16 protein-coding genes and 1 pseudogene are annotated in these 17145 nt (G+C 34.1%); 6 read left to right on the top strand and 11 right to left on the bottom strand.

What is annotated here, in order from left to right:
* Positions 1 to 134: 134 nt before the first annotated feature.
* Both DET63_RS28910 and DET63_RS28905 read right to left on the bottom strand, forming a co-directional pair.
* Positions 135 to 1262 (bottom strand): metallophosphoesterase, encoded by a 1128-nt coding sequence (locus tag DET63_RS28910; RefSeq protein WP_113938544.1) that lies wholly within the window; start codon positions 1260 to 1262, stop codon positions 135 to 137.
* 147 nt (positions 1263 to 1409) lie between these two features.
* Positions 1410 to 1832 (bottom strand): GNAT family N-acetyltransferase, encoded by a 423-nt coding sequence (locus tag DET63_RS28905; RefSeq protein WP_113938543.1) that lies wholly within the window; start codon positions 1830 to 1832, stop codon positions 1410 to 1412.
* A gap of 131 nt (positions 1833 to 1963) precedes the next feature.
* Here DET63_RS28905 and pdxR point away from each other — a divergent pair, with 131 nt between their 5' ends.
* Positions 1964 to 3361: a MocR-like pyridoxine biosynthesis transcription factor PdxR gene (gene pdxR, locus DET63_RS28900; RefSeq protein ID WP_113938542.1), complete on the top strand. Its 1398-nt coding sequence runs from the start codon at positions 1964 to 1966 to the stop codon at positions 3359 to 3361.
* Positions 3362 to 3408: 47 nt separating this feature from the next.
* Here pdxR and DET63_RS28895 read toward each other — a convergent pair whose 3' ends face one another.
* Together DET63_RS28895 and DET63_RS28890 are read right to left on the bottom strand one after the other, a co-directional pair.
* A complete protein-coding gene (locus tag DET63_RS28895; RefSeq protein ID WP_060749812.1) occupies positions 3409 to 4266 on the bottom strand; it encodes a YitT family protein in 858 nt (285 codons plus the stop codon).
* A 169-nt stretch (positions 4267 to 4435) separates the two neighbouring features.
* Positions 4436 to 5644: a macrolide family glycosyltransferase gene (locus DET63_RS28890; RefSeq protein ID WP_113938541.1), complete on the bottom strand. Its 1209-nt coding sequence runs from the start codon at positions 5642 to 5644 to the stop codon at positions 4436 to 4438.
* Between the two features lie 383 nt (positions 5645 to 6027).
* On the opposite strand from DET63_RS28890, the gene DET63_RS28885 reads away from it, so the two are divergent.
* The 3 genes and pseudogenes from DET63_RS28885 to DET63_RS31110 all read left to right on the top strand — a co-directional run.
* Positions 6028 to 6906 (top strand): phosphotransferase, encoded by an 879-nt coding sequence (locus DET63_RS28885; RefSeq protein ID WP_113938540.1) that lies wholly within the window; start codon positions 6028 to 6030, stop codon positions 6904 to 6906.
* A 23-nt stretch (positions 6907 to 6929) separates the two neighbouring features.
* Positions 6930 to 7796 carry a GNAT family N-acetyltransferase gene (locus DET63_RS28880; protein ID WP_113938539.1) on the top strand — a complete coding sequence of 289 codons (867 nt, stop codon included), beginning with the start codon at positions 6930 to 6932 and terminating at the stop codon, positions 7794 to 7796.
* Positions 7789 to 7923: pseudogene (locus tag DET63_RS31110) on the top strand (class I SAM-dependent methyltransferase); the annotation flags it as partial. The gene DET63_RS28880 and the pseudogene DET63_RS31110, both read left to right, overlap by 8 nt.
* Before the next feature lie 31 nt (positions 7924 to 7954).
* Here DET63_RS31110 and alr read toward each other — a convergent pair.
* Complete coding sequence (gene alr / locus DET63_RS28870; protein ID WP_113938538.1) at positions 7955 to 9130, bottom strand: alanine racemase; 1176 nt, start codon at positions 9128 to 9130, stop codon at positions 7955 to 7957.
* A gap of 171 nt (positions 9131 to 9301) precedes the next feature.
* Here alr and DET63_RS28865 point away from each other — a divergent pair, with 171 nt between their 5' ends.
* Positions 9302 to 9763: a DinB family protein gene (locus tag DET63_RS28865; RefSeq protein WP_113938537.1), complete on the top strand. Its 462-nt coding sequence runs from the start codon at positions 9302 to 9304 to the stop codon at positions 9761 to 9763.
* A gap of 7 nt (positions 9764 to 9770) precedes the next feature.
* Here the strand turns inward: DET63_RS28865 and DET63_RS28860 are convergent, their stop codons facing one another.
* From DET63_RS28860 to DET63_RS28840, 5 genes are all read right to left on the bottom strand, one after another.
* On the bottom strand, positions 9771 to 10547 hold the full coding sequence (locus DET63_RS28860; RefSeq protein ID WP_113938536.1) for a Cof-type HAD-IIB family hydrolase: 777 nt from the start codon (positions 10545 to 10547) through the stop codon (positions 9771 to 9773).
* A gap of 6 nt (positions 10548 to 10553) precedes the next feature.
* Entirely contained in the window at positions 10554 to 11144 is a 591-nt protein-coding gene (locus DET63_RS28855; protein ID WP_113938535.1) for a histidine phosphatase family protein, read from the bottom strand.
* A 90-nt stretch (positions 11145 to 11234) separates the two neighbouring features.
* Positions 11235 to 12368 (bottom strand): stage II sporulation protein P, encoded by a 1134-nt coding sequence (gene spoIIP / locus DET63_RS28850; RefSeq protein WP_309473027.1) that lies wholly within the window; start codon positions 12366 to 12368, stop codon positions 11235 to 11237.
* A gap of 91 nt (positions 12369 to 12459) precedes the next feature.
* Positions 12460 to 13431, bottom strand: coding sequence for an SPFH domain-containing protein (locus DET63_RS28845; protein ID WP_002012471.1), 972 nt, complete (start codon positions 13429 to 13431; stop codon positions 12460 to 12462).
* A gap of 2 nt (positions 13432 to 13433) precedes the next feature.
* Complete coding sequence (locus tag DET63_RS28840; RefSeq protein WP_002012470.1) at positions 13434 to 13862, bottom strand: NfeD family protein; 429 nt, start codon at positions 13860 to 13862, stop codon at positions 13434 to 13436.
* A gap of 280 nt (positions 13863 to 14142) precedes the next feature.
* Here DET63_RS28840 and DET63_RS28835 point away from each other — a divergent pair, with 280 nt between their 5' ends.
* Positions 14143 to 15360 (top strand): MFS transporter, encoded by a 1218-nt coding sequence (locus DET63_RS28835; RefSeq protein WP_002168568.1) that lies wholly within the window; start codon positions 14143 to 14145, stop codon positions 15358 to 15360.
* A gap of 49 nt (positions 15361 to 15409) precedes the next feature.
* Here the strand turns inward: DET63_RS28835 and DET63_RS28830 are convergent, their stop codons facing one another.
* Entirely contained in the window at positions 15410 to 16885 is a 1476-nt protein-coding gene (locus DET63_RS28830; RefSeq protein WP_113938534.1) for an amidase family protein, read from the bottom strand.
* Positions 16886 to 17145: the final 260 nt, after the last annotated feature.

Below are 17145 nucleotides of genomic sequence, written 5' to 3'. Positions count from 1 at the left end.
TAAAATACGAATTATTTATGTAAATTAGCCAATTTTTTCGAGTTTAATCTAGAAACGGAACTTCGGAAAAAATTAGATGAAGTACGAACTCGTAGCATAGTTAATAAAAAATAGGAGGTTATACCCCTCCTATTTTAGCTAAATATTGTATTCCCCTTCTTTTCTACCTCAAGTAGAATTCCTTTCTCAATCCAGCCTTCTACACCATCTTTTTTAATTAAATCATATCCCATGCAGCTATCATCAATTAAAGAAACTGTATCCCCTTTTCTAATACTGATTTGCGCACAAGAAATATCCGTTTTCACTGTATACTCACCTGATTCAAGTTGCTTTATATACTCGTTTTTCACATGAAGTAATTCATTTGTTCCTAGTTGTTTACATACGGTAAAACCTTTCATTCTCTCCACAGGCTTTATGTAATAATGCGGATATGTAACCCCGCCCTGCATTACTGAATTCGCATTAAAATCGGCCAATACCTCATACTGTGGAAAATGATCTACATATGTATAAGAAAACGTATCACCTAAAGTTGTCCTCTGTATAATAAATGCGTTTAATTGCCCTGCTTCTTTAATCGCATTACCACCATCAATCGCAATAATTTTTTTCTCCTTATCAATAACTGGATTGTTAGACGGCGCCTCTTCGGAATAGTTCACAACAGGCCAATGTCCAACAATTACGTACTTATCCGCTCTATGTGACTTATTAAAAAACTCTGGCATTGCAATTGCATTTTTCCTGTCTGTTTGTCTCCAATTCTCTCTATCTTCAAGACCAGCATGTACAAAGATATAATCTTCTGTTTCAATCGCTGTCGGCAATTCTGTTAGCCACTTTATTTCTTTTGAAAAATGGCTCATCAATATGTTTTTCACTTCACGAATATCACTTTCTTCATTAACTGTAATGTTCAATTTCCCTAGCCATTCATTAAAAATTGTATTTTTTCGCGTACATAAATAATTTATTAGCGCAGGATTTTCATTTACAAGCGCTTCAACTACAACTTCACAATTCCCTTCAACTACATAAACATTTGGCTTGCTAACTACTAAATCCATGACGTAGTTTACTACGCCGATGCTATCGTTCCCCTTCTCACAAAGGTCGCCATTTATAATTAAATAATCATCATCTTTAAAATTAACTTTATGTAGTAGTTCCTTAAAAAGATCTAATTCTCCATGAATATCAGAAATAATGATGACTCTTACATCATTTGGTATAGATAATTTCTTTATTTTTTCCAAGTATAAACGCTCCTAACATTCTCTAAATACAATATCGCCTTATTAATTTCTAATATTCGACAAATTATATTACTAGACCTGTTCCTAGCTCAAATCTGTAAAAGAAAATAGGTTCCATATATTTTTACACACGGAACCTACTTAATATTATAACTCTTTATAAAAAGAATAACTTACCTTATCATAGCCTTCTCTTTCATAAAAACGATGGGCATCAACTCTTGGAAACGCTGATGTAAGAACGATAGAACTGCACCCTTTTTCTCTCCCCCATTTTTCTACATATGACAGAAGAACTTTACCATATCCTTTCGATCTGTGAGCTTCCGCAGTTACAAGGTCATATACGAAAACATGTTTCTCATTATAAAAGTTCGTACAAATTGCTACACCAGCAAGACAAACAACTTCATCATCTTCATTCTGTAACGAAAGTAGTTTATAATTTTCTTCTTTCATTTTTTGAAATAAAGAACTTGCTTCTTCTCTTGAAATTTTTGTTCGTAATTGCTGTAATACAGGGAATACATCATGTAAATCAGCTTCTGTTACTACTTCTCTAATATTCATTATAATTCTCCCCTTGCTATTTATTAAATTTTCTAAATGTTATATCATCATTATAAAAAGTAACTGCCCTTAACTTAAGTGACAGTTCGATTATTTTTTATATGGCCAGTTTTTAAAGGAGAATTCTTAAAATGGATCTTACTATCCCATTACAATTAGAAAGTAAAACACCAATTTACTTACAAATTTACGAATATATGAAACGAGAAATTTCTCAGGGATTACTACCTGCCGGTACACGCCTTCCTTCTCATAGAAATTTAGCGATACAACTTAATGTTAGTCGTATTACTGTTGAATCTGCTTATCAACAATTACTAGCTGAAGGTTATGTAGAAAGTAAACCGAAACGCGGGATTTTTGTTGTGGAAGTTGATATTGATATCATTCAAAATAAACAACACGTTGCGTCAAACAGCGCTAACAATATTAAAAATGAACAATATGACTATGATTGTAGCCAAGGCCTTATTGATCAAAAAGCTTTTCCAATTACAAACTGGAAAAGAGCATTACAAGAAACTTTATTCCAGTATGAAAATGAATTATTTGCTAAAGAAGATCCTCAAGGTGAGTTCGTTCTACGAGAGCATATTTCAAAATATTTATACCATGCACGCGGGGTACATTCTTCACCTGATCAAATTATTATCGGAGCCGGTACGCAGCCTCTTCTTTGGCTACTACTTCAACTGCTTGGTTCAAAAAAAGAATACGGAATCGAAAACCCTGGATTTCACCGTATAACTGCCATGATTCAAAGTTCTGGTCTTCCTGTTCACCCTATTTCATTAGACGATAAAGGGATTCGTATTTCAACTTTACTTGAATCACGTTCCAATGTAGCATACGTCACTCCATCACACCAATTTCCTCTTGGAATGATTATGCCATTATCTAGAAGGCTCGAATTATTAAAATGGGCCAATGATTGCGGAGGATATATTATTGAAGATGATTATGACGGAGAATTTCGTTATGTAGGAAAACCTATTCCCTCTTTACAAGGACTAGATTCAAATGAACGCGTTATTTATATGGGAACTTTCTCGAAATCCTTCTTACCTTCTTTGCGAATGGGGTATATCGTTTTACCAACTCACCTATTAAAAATCTATACAGAGCTGGAAGGTAAGTTTAAACAAACTGTTTCCACAATACAGCAACTCGCTTTTGCAACCTTTATTCACAATGGTGATTGGGAGCGCCATTTGAACCGTAGTCGTACGTTATATAAAAGAAAGCACACATTACTAGTTAAATCTATCAAAAATGAAATGGGATCTCGTGTTCAAATACTTGGCGAACAGTCTGGACTGCATATCGTACTTCATGTTCATAATGGTATGAACGAACAAGAACTGATTCATACAGCTGCAAAACAACAAATCAAATTATACCCACTCTCTACATATGATTCTGTACATAATTTAAGGGAGGCGTCATATGTACTACTCAGTTTCGGCAGCATTCCCGAAGATAGTATCGAAATTGTAGTCAAATTACTAAAGGAAGCCTGGTTCCTTTAGTAAAATAACTCCACATAAGTTATACTTATGTGGAGTTATTTTACACACTATTTTTCTGATACGTCTCCTGATCGAGCAGTCCTTCCTGGACGCTTAACACCAGTTGTTTCTGTTGAATAGGAAGCTTCAATTATAGCGGTTGGATCTACAGAGAGAACGAGATCTTTCATTTTTGGATAAATGAAACGGTTTGTAATACAATAAATGATTTTCTTGTGCTCTCCTAAAAAACCACCTTCTCCATGTAGATACGTAACGGATAATTGCAATTCTTTCATAAGCAAATCGCCTATTTCTTTATTTTTCCCAGAAATAATCATAACGCTCTTTCCTTGATTAATACCATCTAATATGAAATCAATCATTTTCGTAACAATATAGAAAATTGCTAATGAGAACATCGCTTGCTCAATTGAAAATAAAATAGCAACAAATACAAAAATAACCGCATTTACAGCAAGTAAAAATGTACTAATTGGTACTTTAAAATGCTTGTTCATCCAAACAGCTAACATTTCTGATCCATCAATTGCTCCGCCCATTTTTACAACGATCCCAACACCAACTCCAAATAGAACTCCTCCGTAAAGTACAATTAATAATTCCGAAGTCGTAATTGCTGGAAATGGTTTTAAATAAATCAATCCGAGTGTTGTAACAACATTTGCATAGGATGTACGGATGAAAAACTTCTTTCCCATTACCTTTGCAGTAAATAGTAAAATCGGGATATTAAGTCCTAAAAACACTCCGTAAAGCGGTAATCCAGCAACTTTATTTGCCATAATAGCAATGGCCGTTACCCCACCATCTACTAATCCATTAGGTGCTAAAATAAGCTCTAGTGAACCCGCTACAATAATGGAGCCAATTGTTAATAATACGTATTCAAATAATTTTTTCATTCATTACCCCCAAAACTTATGTATTTTCTTAGTATTATTTTAACGTAATTTTACTACTAATTCAAAGATATGAGTTTATATACACAAAAGTTTCACCTTTACAGTGATTTTTTATGTAATTTATTTATAAAAACACACTTACATATTACAGTAAGTGTGCTCCAAACATTTATTTAAGTTTTAAGTATGAATTCATTTTCATTTTTAATATTTCATCAACTGCCCTATTATACCCACCAGCATTTCGAAGTGTCTCTCCAACTTTACGACTATTTTCCTTAAACGTTACATCATACGTTACTTTCTCTACAGCTTCACGTAACGATTCAGAAGTTAATTCTTTACGATTAAGCCTTATTCCAGCTCCTACTTCACTCACTCGCTTCGCAACTAAAGGCTGATCTCCTGTTACCGGAATTACAACTAATGGGACACCGTAATATAGTGCTTCACTTGAACTATTCATACCACCGTGTGTCACGAATACATCAGCAAGCTGTAATACTTCTAATTGCGGCACATAATTAAACAACTTAAAGTTATTCGGAATGTTTTTAAATTGACTTATATTTATCTTCTTACCAACAACTAATATGACTGTCGCTTCTACATCTTTAAACGCTTCAAAACATTTTTCATATAGCTCAGGTTGTTCATTAAAAACTGTTCCCATAGAAATGAAAATCAATTTTTTATCTTTTAAATCTTCCATAGGAAAGCGCCCTACTTCTTTACGCGTAGCAATTGATGGGCCGACAAACTTATACGATTCATCGAATACATCTGAACGCGGCTGATATTCCTTTGAAGTATATACAATAGTAATATCACCAGGATGGTTCATAATATCATACATACTATTACATTTCATTCCATACTGTCTATTCCATTTTTCCATTCCTGCTAAACAAGATTGATACAATGGATTCGTTTCATCTACTTTTCTTGATTCATGTTCATCGTTAAAAGTAATGTACTGATTAAAAGCAAACGTTGTACAAGAAGAAACGCTAGGTAATTTTAAAAAATTGGCTATAATACGTCCTACTGGAAAATGATTATCGTATATCAAGTAATCATACTTTTCCCCTTTTGTTTCTTCTACAATTTGAGTAACAATACGCTCTGATGCTTCAATCATATGAGACAGCATCGTCAAAGGACTCCCACCTTCATTTACTCGCTCCATAATATTAATTTGAGAGAGGAAATTCTCAAACACTCGGAATTCTGCACCTGTTGCTTCAATCTTCTTTCTATAATCTTCAATACAATACGAAACAACTGTCTCCCCTCGCCGAATTAACTCACTTACAATAGCTAAAGTCGGATTTATATGACCTTCTCCAGGGAAATTTATTACGAGTACATTTGCCATAATATTCTCTCCTATCTAATATAATTAATAGTTAATAATATTAATTAATTTAAAACTATTAAGTAATCTATTCTACTTCTTCATATATTTCTCTTCATTTTATTATTGAGAAATATTTTTCATAACCTACATTATAACTCTTATAAAAGTAGGCTTAACCTTTCATTTATTGAAAAATACGGGATTTATATTCAGGAATTTTTACAGATTTATCGTCAGAAACATTATTTTGATAATTCATACAAAACTAGAAAAATATAATTTTCACACTGATTTCTCACCATAAATTTATTTAAGTTCTATGTTGTCCCCATCATTATCCACTTGGTACATATTCTGTTATATAATGAATTTATAGAATTTACAGAATAAGGGGACCTTTCATGCTACAACAACTATTCACTTCACCTATTTTATCTGTTCAAACTTTACACCCAGGCTATGTAGACCATGCAAGCGACGTGTTTCTTGTTAAAACAGAAGCTGAAGAAGTTATTGTTCGTTCCTCAAAAATGACTGAAGAGCCCAACAATGATTTTTGGTGGGGATGTAAAAATCTTTTTGGAATTGATCCAAGGCATGTACATCATTTAGAAACAATACACGCATTATTGAAAAAGCATACTACCTTACCCATCCCGACTATTTTGCAAAAACATGTTTTAAATGAGCGAGAGTATGTAATCGTCGGAAAACTAACCGGAAATACGCTGCAATCATTTATCGAACAACCTGATTCTATTTTATTCAGCCTTGGAAAAGGACTAGCAGAAATTCATTCGTTTCAAGCAGAGTTTATAGGAAACCCATCAAATACTTTCCACATTCCACTAGAAGAATTTAAGTCTCACATATTAAAAGTCAGTAAAGATCTTGTAAATAAGTTCTATTCCGATAACGCGAGCATCCAAAACGCATTCCATACTTTTGAGTCACAGCTCTCTTCCTTGCCGTCACCGAAGGAATCTACACTTGTTTTAATTGATATGGATCCTACTCAGTTTTTATCAGATGGTCAATCTATTACTGGTTTAGTAGATACAGAAGCTTATGCGGTTGCTCCTCGAGAGTTTGATTTTATTGGATTAGAATATGTATTTACAGAAAAAGAGGCTCATGCTTTTAAACAAGGTTACGAAACCATTATGCCCATTCCTCGTCTTGAAGAATGTAGACATCCCTATCGATATTTGTACCGGTTATTATCTGTTCAGGGCAGTGTGGAGTTAGACAAGTGGCTAAGTCATCCATCCTATTTTTAAATACGAATGAGAGGGATTATGAAATGAATATTGAACAAAAGAAATCTTTAACAGAAAACGAAATTCAGCAAATGAAAGATTTATCTCATATTTGCGGACAACACGATCAAATTGATTACTCGTCAGATTTACATATAAACTTTTTAACTGCCCGTAATATAGAAGTGGTAAATGATTTTCTATTTTATGATGATACTCAATTAATCGGTGCATTAAGTATGTATGACTTTGAGAGACCAACAAAACTGGAGTTAATAGGGTTTGTTCATCCGAACTATAGGAAACAACATATAGGCACTACTCTTTTACAAACCGCAATGAAAGAAATACAAAAAAGAGAGGCAGATGAAGCCCTTCTTATAATTAATGGTGACTCTATTTCGGGGAAATCATTTGCAAAACAAATGAACTTTCCTTATTTATACAGTGAATACGGTATGAAGTTCAAAACAAACGAAGCACAAAAAACATTGAAAAATAATATTAATCTTACCGTTGCATCTTCTGAATTACTTCCTGATCTTATAGAAATCGCTAGTGAAGCTTTTGGAGATTCGGCAGCAAATACATCCACATGGTTACAAAAGATGATGAATTCATCTTCCCATCAAGTTTACAGTGCTCTTATCGATGAAAAAGTGATAGGAACGATTACAGTTACTGAGCAAGAGCAATCTACTACACTATCAGGATTCGCCGTTCATCCTTCTTATCAAGGTAAAGGATATGGTAAAGATATTCTTAGTTATATGGTACGTACACTTATTACAGAAGGAGTTTCAACAATTGAACTAGACGTCGAAACGAAAAATAACAATGCTTTAAAACTATATACACAATGTGGTTTTGAAATTATGACAAAGTATGATTATTATAGATTGTTGGAATAGGAGTGACTTTTCTATCGAGGAAGCATGTTATTTTAGAGACGAAATTATTACCTCTTTAAAATCTGTAGGATGTAACAATATACAACTACACGGTATAAATAGAACATTTTTCATTTGTCAAAAATAAAAAAACTGAATCATATCGATTCAGTTTTTTCTTATTTTTTTCTTAATATATTTACAACCGCAGTCGTTTCATCATTTTTTTTATAAACACGTGGAATTCTTCTATCCAACATGCATGTAACTTCATAATTAATTGTACCTAACATATCTGCTATTTCTTCCACCGCAATCTCTTCTTCACCTTGTTTGCCGTAGAATACAACTTCGTCTCCTACTTGTACTGGCATTGCATTTGTAACATCTAGCATAAGCTGATCCATACAAACACGGCCAATTACAGGTACTCGTACTCCGTTTATTAGTGCATGCCCTTTATTAGATAGCTGACGATTATAACCATCAGCATAACCAATCGGTACAGTTGCAATCCATTCTTCGCCCGTTGTTACATAAGTATTCCCATAGCTAACACCACGATTTTTCTTCGCATGTTTAACATGAGCTACTTTTGATTTTAAAGACAACGCTGGCTGTAAGGAAGCAACTGTATGATCCACTTCTCTTGAAGGATACATACCGTAAATTCCAATACCAACACGAACCATATTTTGAAATGTGTTACTAAGTTCCATTGATCCTGCACTGTTTGAACTATGAATATATTGAAAATGAATTCCTAATTCTCCCGCTGTATTTACAGCTTTCTCAAACAAACTTGTTTGCATATTTGTATAAGTTTTATCTATTTCATCAGCGGTAGAGTAATGTGTAAACATCCCTACTACTTCTACATATCGCATACGTTTTAACTCTTCAAAAAACGGTTTAACTTCTTCTTCCTGTAAACCAATACGGCTCATTCCTGTATCAATTTTCACATGAATTCGCACTTTCTTTTGAAGATGGTTTGCAACTTCATCTATACCTTGTAAATCTTCTACTCTATAAACAGTCATCATAACGTCGTATTGAATTACATCTTCTACAGCTGCTACTGATGTATATCCTAAAATTAAAATAGGTACAGTAATTCCAGCTTCTCTTAATTCAATTGCTTCATCTACAAATGCAACTGCAAGTTGGTTTATTCCTGCTTCAATAGCCGATTTCGCAACTTCAACTGCCCCATGACCATACCCATTCGCTTTTACAGCAGCCATCATCGCAATATTTTCATCATTCACACGTTTTTTAAATTCTTTTACATTATGTTTTACAGCATTTAAGTCAACTTCAACAATTGTATCTCTTCCATATTTCAAGCTCATTGGTCTAACTCCTAACTCAATAATTACATTCCATTCTATTTCACGTTTCATATGACCTTTTACAATATAATACTTTTCACTATGCTAGTCAAACTACTAGAATTTTCGGAATTTTGAGTATGATATAATACCCTTAAGAAACTATTATATACGGAGGTGAGAATAATTACAATGTTTGTTCCATCTGCATTGAATCAAGTTAAAATTGCTATCGATACTTCCATTCAAATACTGAGCCAGTATACTGAAAGTGATCTGAAAATAAAGCCGATTGAATCAAAGCGGTCATTATTTGAAATGTGCACACATCTTTCCCTTATTTTCCATGCTGATTTACTCATATTAAATGGTATTACGGAAAAAGACTTACATACCTTTTATATAGAACAAACACCAGAAACAATTACTCAAATACAGCAAACGATGATACAAGGGTACGATTTACTTTCTAAAACTTTTTCATCCTATTCCAATGAAGAATTAGCGGAAATTATGACTGCTTATTGGGGTATTTCTTACTCTCGATTCGAATGGTTACTTGAAATCGTTGCACATTTTTATCATCATCGCGGGCAAATTCATATTTTATTATGTGAGCACATTAAAGATCCTAACATACCTTTATTGAAATAAAGGTATGTTAGACGACATTAAACTTTTTTAAGGCAAATAAAATACCACCTTCACTCGCCTTCTTTGTAACGAAATCAGCTCTTGTTTTTAACTCTTCTCCACCATTCTCCATCGCAATTCCTAGTCCTACATACTGTAACATCTCAATATCATTTCCACCGTCACCAAAAGCAATTGCTTCTGATTTACAAATTTTCAGATGTTCCAATACCTTTTGAATTGCAGTTAGCTTCGATACTTTACTATCTTCCAACACATTCATAACGTAACCATGAAAACGTTCAAACGTAAGTGCTGGATATCTTTCAAAGAATTTTTGAGCTTCTGTTTCATCAGCATACAGACATACACAATAAATCTCTTCTGATAAGTTTCTAACTTTGTCAGGATACCGCTCTAAATTTAACGTTTCATTTAATGCTCGTATTACACGTTCGTCTTTTGAGGCAATACCATTCATTACAAATTCCTCTGTAAAATAAGAAACACTGTGACCATGTAATTCAGCGAAATTTGAAATATCATGAACAATTCCTCTTGAAAGTACCGATTTATGTATAACTTCATCAGCACATTTTATATGTGCACCATTTGCAGAAATAAACGTATTTATGCCTAGTTCCTCAAATTGTGAGCATAAGCTATATGGTCTCCCTGTTGTAACAACTACTTGTATTCCTTTATCTATTAATCTTTGTATCGCTTCTTTTGTACTTTCGTGCATACTTCTGTCAATCTCACTTAAAAGAGTACCATCAACATCAAAAAACACTACTTTGTACATAGGTCTTTACATCCCGTCCAAATGATTCGTATCATTAATGAAATGTACCGTTTTTTGTTCACCATCAATTTCAATTAAGCTTATTCCCGTATCTCCTATTTTAAAGTAATAGTCCATTGAGATTGGCATTTTGAAAAATGCACGTAAGATACTATTCATTACACCACCATGTGCAACAATTGCAATTCGGTCATATGTATTCTCTGTCACGATTTTAGAAAAGATTCCTTCTATTCTCATTCTAAATTCAATAAATGATTCCCCGTTTTCAAAACGATCATGAAGAAACTTTGGCTCTGGATATTTTTTCGCCTCTTCAAATGATAAACCTGCTTGCACTCCATTATTGAACTCCATTAATTCCTCTTCTAGTTGAATTGGGCACCCAATTCCTTCTGCTAATGTTTCACCAGTTTCGCGAGCACGTTTTAATGTGCTTGCCCAAATGAAATCTGGCGGGAAATCTGCTTTCACTTTCTGTACAAGCCTTTGCACTTGCTGTCTTCCCTTTTCTGTTAATTCAAAGTCAGCTCGCCCTTCATGTACATTTAAAATATCAGCTTCTGATTCACCGTGGCGTATTAATATTATTTGCATATTTCCCCTGCTCCCTCATTTAATATTCACAAGTTTCCATTATATCACATTCTTACCTTTCCATAACAAAAAAGAACGGTCTCCCGTTCCTCACCCATTTACTTTCTCTGCATCGTTCCAATAATACTTACTCAACGCTTCTGTTAATACATCAATCGTGTTATATAATTCATCCAATGTATTATCAACACCACCAACTTCAATTAACATTGCGTTTTTAGATAAATCTTGATTATAAACACCATTTCCATCTTTTTTATACTTCGGAAAAATCCCTCTACTTAATCCGTAATAGTTTTCATCTAAATAACTATTGATTGCTCTTGCAATTTTTTCATTTTCAGCACGCCCTTCATTTTCCATCCCAATTATAAAATATAATCTTGCATACGATTTCCCGTTAATTACTTTTGTTGTTACCTTCTTCCGCTGATCATCACGGTGTATATCAATCGGAAACGTAATTTTATTATTTTGTGCTAATGTTTCTTTTACATATTCATGAGACGCTTTATATGATTGCGGCCATTTCCATTTTTTACTCGCTAATAAATCCCCCATATTCGTTTTATCATGAACTACCGGAATTCCTTGTCCTTCAAGTTGTTCTTTCATACGTTTCCCTAGTAAGGACACATTTACATCTGGACTTGATGGATCGGTAGCCCCTGGTAATAACGGAAAGAAAGATTCCCAGCTATGTGTATGATAAATATATACTGCACTTTCACCTTTTTTCGCTCCGTTCTTTTTCTGAACCGGATTATTCTTTTCAGCTTCTGTAACTTTATCTTTTGCTACTTCTCGCTCTTTCGTTACTTCTTCAATCGGTACACTAGATTCATTTGGGATATTCGTAAAGTTTGTTCCTTCCCCAGCTACGATAATGTTAGAGTAATACTTTGACATACCAGGCACTTCTTTACCGACAAACGTTCTTAAATCTTTAATTTTCAAATCCGTCGCCATCGAGAACATTAAATTTCCAAATGACTCCCTTTTATTCTGCTTAAAATAATCAAATCCGTAATAGCGATTCTCACTTTCTATCATTTGAACAAAACCTTGCATCGATACTTTTCCAAACCATTGATTCGCGTAATTCGATTTCATTGTATGTAAAAGCGACGTCAAAATCGACGCACTAATAATTATGACTAGTGCATATAGAAAGAGTAACGAGATTAGTTTCTTCCCATGTATACGGGTTGCATACTTTTTCACTGTATCACCTTCTTTATACATGGATATGTACAAGCCTTTCGTAATATACGCAAAAAAAAGAGAAATGGCATCCCATTTCTCTTCCTCACTCTTATTGTTCTTTTTCTGTATCTGACGAAGGTAATTTCTTCGTTTGTTTCTCTTTAAAGATTTCCCCAATTGCCCCAAGAGTACCAAGTGTTTCAATTGCATTAGATGGAATAAATACTTTATTTGCTGGGCCTTTTGCAACCTCAATCAATGATTCAAATGATTTATAAGCAAGTACGCGCTCATCTAAATCTGCTGCGCGAAGTAATTCAATTCGGTTTTGTTCTGCTTTTGCAATTTCCTCAATCGCTCTCGCTTCCCCTTGCGCTTCTAATTCTTTCGCTTCTCGTATACCTTCCGCTTCACGAATACGCGCTTCTTTATCCCCTTCAGCCATTAAAATTTTACTTTGTTTTTCCCCTTCAGCACGAAGGACTTTATCTTGTTTCGCTGCTTCAGCTTCTAAAATGATCGCACGTTTATTACGTTCTGCTTTCATTTGTTTTTCCATTGATACTTGCACATCTTTTGGTGGATTAATATCGACTATTTCGACACGCTCAATACGAACGCCCCATTTTTCTGTCGCTTCATCAAGTGCTAAACGAATTTCTGTTGAAATTTTTTCACGACCTGATAATGTTTCATCAAGCTCCATTTTACCAATAATTTGACGCATTGTTGCAGATGTAATATTACGAACACCATATTCATAGTTTGAAATACCATATGTCGCAAGCTCTGGTTCAACAATTTGATAGAAAATAATTGTATCAATTTCTACTTGTACATTATCTTTCGTTATTACCTTTTGTGGTGGTACATTCGTTTGTTGAATACGTAAATCGTGATATACACGAACGCGGTCTACAATTGGGATTAGAATATTTAATCCAGGGTGCATAATCCGTTGAAATTTACCAAACCTTTCAACGACCCCAACTTTTTGCTGAGAAATAATTTTAATTGTCAATGCAATAAATACAACGACAATCAATGCGAAAATAATCGTTAACGTTAATGCTACTGCCATATTTATTCACTCTCCTTTTTCACTTGTAAAATAGTACTATGCCTCTGTATAACAACGACTTTTTCTCCAGCATCAATAGGAGTATCCGAAATAGCTGTCCAAGTATCTCCATCCACTTTCACAATACCGTTCACTTCACTTGTAATCGTTTGCATAACAATTCCCTTTTTACCAACAAGTTTATCTACTGTATCAGTAAAACCTTTTGCTTCTCGAAAGTTTTTAGAAATTCTTTTCGTAAAGAAAGTCAATGTTAAACTTACAATCGCCCCAACAACAACTTGTAAAAATAGTGCATCAGGAGCAAACAAAGCAATAAGACCTCCGACAACAGCTCCAATTCCAAGCCAAAGCATGTAAAACGTAATCGACAACATTTCTGCAATAAATAAAATACCCGCTATTATAAACCAAATCACCCATCCAGCCATATGCAACCCTCACTTTCTTTCTCATTTTCTATATGTATATGAAGAAAAGAATGGTTTATCCGCCCTTTCTCATAGAGGGGGCGTTTGCTACAAGCTATTATATGTATTCGCTGTTACAACAAGCATTAATAAAATGCTATATTAATATATTCTTCATTATACACGAAAATCCCTTTCAAAAAATGACAAAAAATTTAATTCTTTCAAAAATATAACTTACAGATTATAATGATTAAAATTAAAATTAAAAGCAGTATTGATTTGAAAGGTGGTATTCTTATTGCCTAAACGTTCACTAACTTACTATTTGGGCTCCAAAATATGCATTACTCTCGCTGACATTGTATACATAATGATTATTACAACTCACATCTATATCACAACTAGATCAGCTACAATTACTGCTCTTTTTCCATTATTACAAGTTATCACAAATCTTATCGCGAACACCTCTGCACCACTTATAATGAATCGGTTTCCATCTTATTCATTGCTATATACTCTACAATGGATTAAAACAGCTCTTTTAATATTGTTAATGATATTATTTCCTATACTATCAACAAACATTTCTGCTCTTTTAACTTTTGTTATTTTCATTTCATTATGTAGTGGCTGGAGCGCTCCTCTACTATACGCAGTTATCCCGCGCTTAACACCACAAGAAAAATTAGTAAAAGTAAATAGTGTCTTTTCCTTTTCAACACAAATTATACAAGCTGCTGCATACTCATTTACAAGCATAATTGTTCTTCTCATTGGCGTTACTTCGACACTCATGATTAATAACATATTGATGATTTTCGGATGTATTACATTACACCTTTCATTACAATCTATACAAGCTGAACGAGTAGCAGAACCCACTTCTTCGAAAACTACTGCATTATTAGAAGGATGGAAACTGTTATTTCAACACCCGTCTCTGCGCATCGTTACAATTATGGACTTAATTGAAACTTTCGCAGGGACGATATGGATCGGTGCTATTACGATGGCATATGTAACGACTGTTCTTCATAAAGGCGAAGATTGGTGGGGATATATTAACACAAGTTATTACGTCGGCACATTAATTGGCGGGATATTAGCGTGGAAAATGAGTACATATATTCAAAAAAATTTAATACGCTCCATGGCGATAGGCTCTCTTATGTTTAGTATTCTTACATTTTTATATGGTATGACAAGTAGCGGATTTATTGCTCTATTTCTTTGTGTTCTAATGGGACCATGTTATCAAATTAGAGATATTTCTCAAACGACGGTTTTACAATCAAGCGTCACTCCTTCTTTATTATCGAAGATGTATACAGCTCATGGTGCACTTCTCTCGACAGCTTCTGGTCTTTCTATGCTTAGCGTTGGAATTATTACTGATATGTTCGGCGTTCGTACTATTTATATTATCGCCGCTTTTCTTATTTTATGTTCTGCTTGTTTATCCTTTAACTTATTAAAATATCAGAAGACGGAGCAGAAAGATATTTCACTTTAATCAATAAAACAAAAGGGACAGGAATTCCTGTCCTTTTTGTTTATTCTATTCATGACAAGTTGGGAATCTTCCTATGTTTTGTCGCTTGTTCAAAAGCATATGCTAGTTTAATTAATGCCCCTTCACTAAAAGCAGCACTTGCAAGAGTAATTCCAAAAGGCCTCCCATTATCCATATATCCCGCAGGCATTGCTATAGACGGATAACCTGCTTTCGCACATATAGTAGATCCTATATAAGAAGGGAACAGTATCGCATCAAGATTATATTTTTCCAATGCAAAATCAATACCTTGTTTCTGCGAAAAGTATATATCTTCTAATCTTGCCTTTAAATATTCAGGATTTCTTAACGTATTAGGAAAATCTTTTTTTCTTTCTAACTTAGTTTGTCCATATTTCAAAGCTCTTTCTGCTATGTTTTTATTAAACTCCATTAACTCCGAAATAGAATGTACTAGAATAGTAGAAGGTAATTTAGAAAGATAGTTATCTAAGCTATGCTTCAGTTCATAAAGCGGAACTCCCCAGCTCCATTCTCTATGAAAAGATGGAATATCAATATCTTCTACTATTTTCGCTCCCTTACTACGTAAAACTTGAATCGTTTCCTTAAACAATTTTTCATCGTATTCTCCAGATTCATAATAATCTTTTGGCGCATTGCTAAATACACCAATCTTCGCCCCCTTTAAACCGTTAGCATCAAGATAAGATGTATAATCTTGATATGCCATGCCTTCACTTTTATGAGTGGCTACATCCTTCTCATCCACCCCAGTTAGACTCCCTAGTAAAATAGCAGCATCTGTTACTGTTCTAGCAAATGGCCCAGCTGTATCTTGTGAATAAGTGAAAGGAATAATTCCACTACGACTAATTAACCCAACAGTCGGCTTAATACCTACAACCGAGTTTTGAACAGCTGGGCTCAAAATAGAAGCATCTGTCTCTGTTCCAACGGATAATACAGTAAAGTTAGCGGCAACTGCTATAGCAGACCCTGTACTTGAGCCACCAACGAACATATCATCCTTTCCTGTACCGTAAGGATTAATTGTTTGACCACCTCTAGCGCTATATCCAGCCCACATTTCAAAAGACATTGCATTTGCTAGTTCTGTCATATTTGTTTTACCTATTATAATTGATCCTGCTTCTCGAAGTTTTGTAACGAGAAATGCATCTTCACTACTTATATTTTGTTCTAGGGCAATCGTACCAGCACTTGTATGCATCGAGTCATTCGTTTCAATATTATCCTTAAGTAAAACAGGTATACCATGTAATGGACCTCTTACACCTTTTGTCTTTCTTTCATAATCTAACGCTTCTGCAATAAAGATAGCATCTGGATTGATTTCTAAAATAGAATTGATTTTCGGTCCATCTTGGTCATACTTTGCGATTCTATGAAGATAATACATGACTAGTTCTTTTGAAGTTAACTTCCCAGCTTCCATTTCCTTTTGAATATCATGAATTGTTAATTCTTTTTGCAGTAGGGTATTGAACTGAATTTCCATTTTCATTCTCCTTTTATAAGCCCTTTTATATATGACGTATGTCTATTACTTTTTCATTTTCTCCGCTCCTCGTATTAACAACTACTATCCCTATACAGGAATTCAACTCACCAGTTTAAAAACCTTTAATTTCCAGAGAAATAAAAAGAGTCTGAAACGAATACAATATTGATATTATCCCCTTTAGGTAGACAGTGTAAAAAGACCATGTACATACATGGATGTTACACTATTACTTGGAGGGGATTTTTCATGACTAA

Origin of the sequence: Bacillus sp. DB-2, assembly GCF_003315125.1 — a bacterium.
In the GTDB taxonomy this organism is placed as follows: domain Bacteria; phylum Bacillota; class Bacilli; order Bacillales; family Bacillaceae_G; genus Bacillus_A; species Bacillus_A mycoides.
The sequence above is the reverse complement of the archived record's forward strand: the minus strand, read 5'-3'. Positions and strand labels throughout refer to the sequence as shown.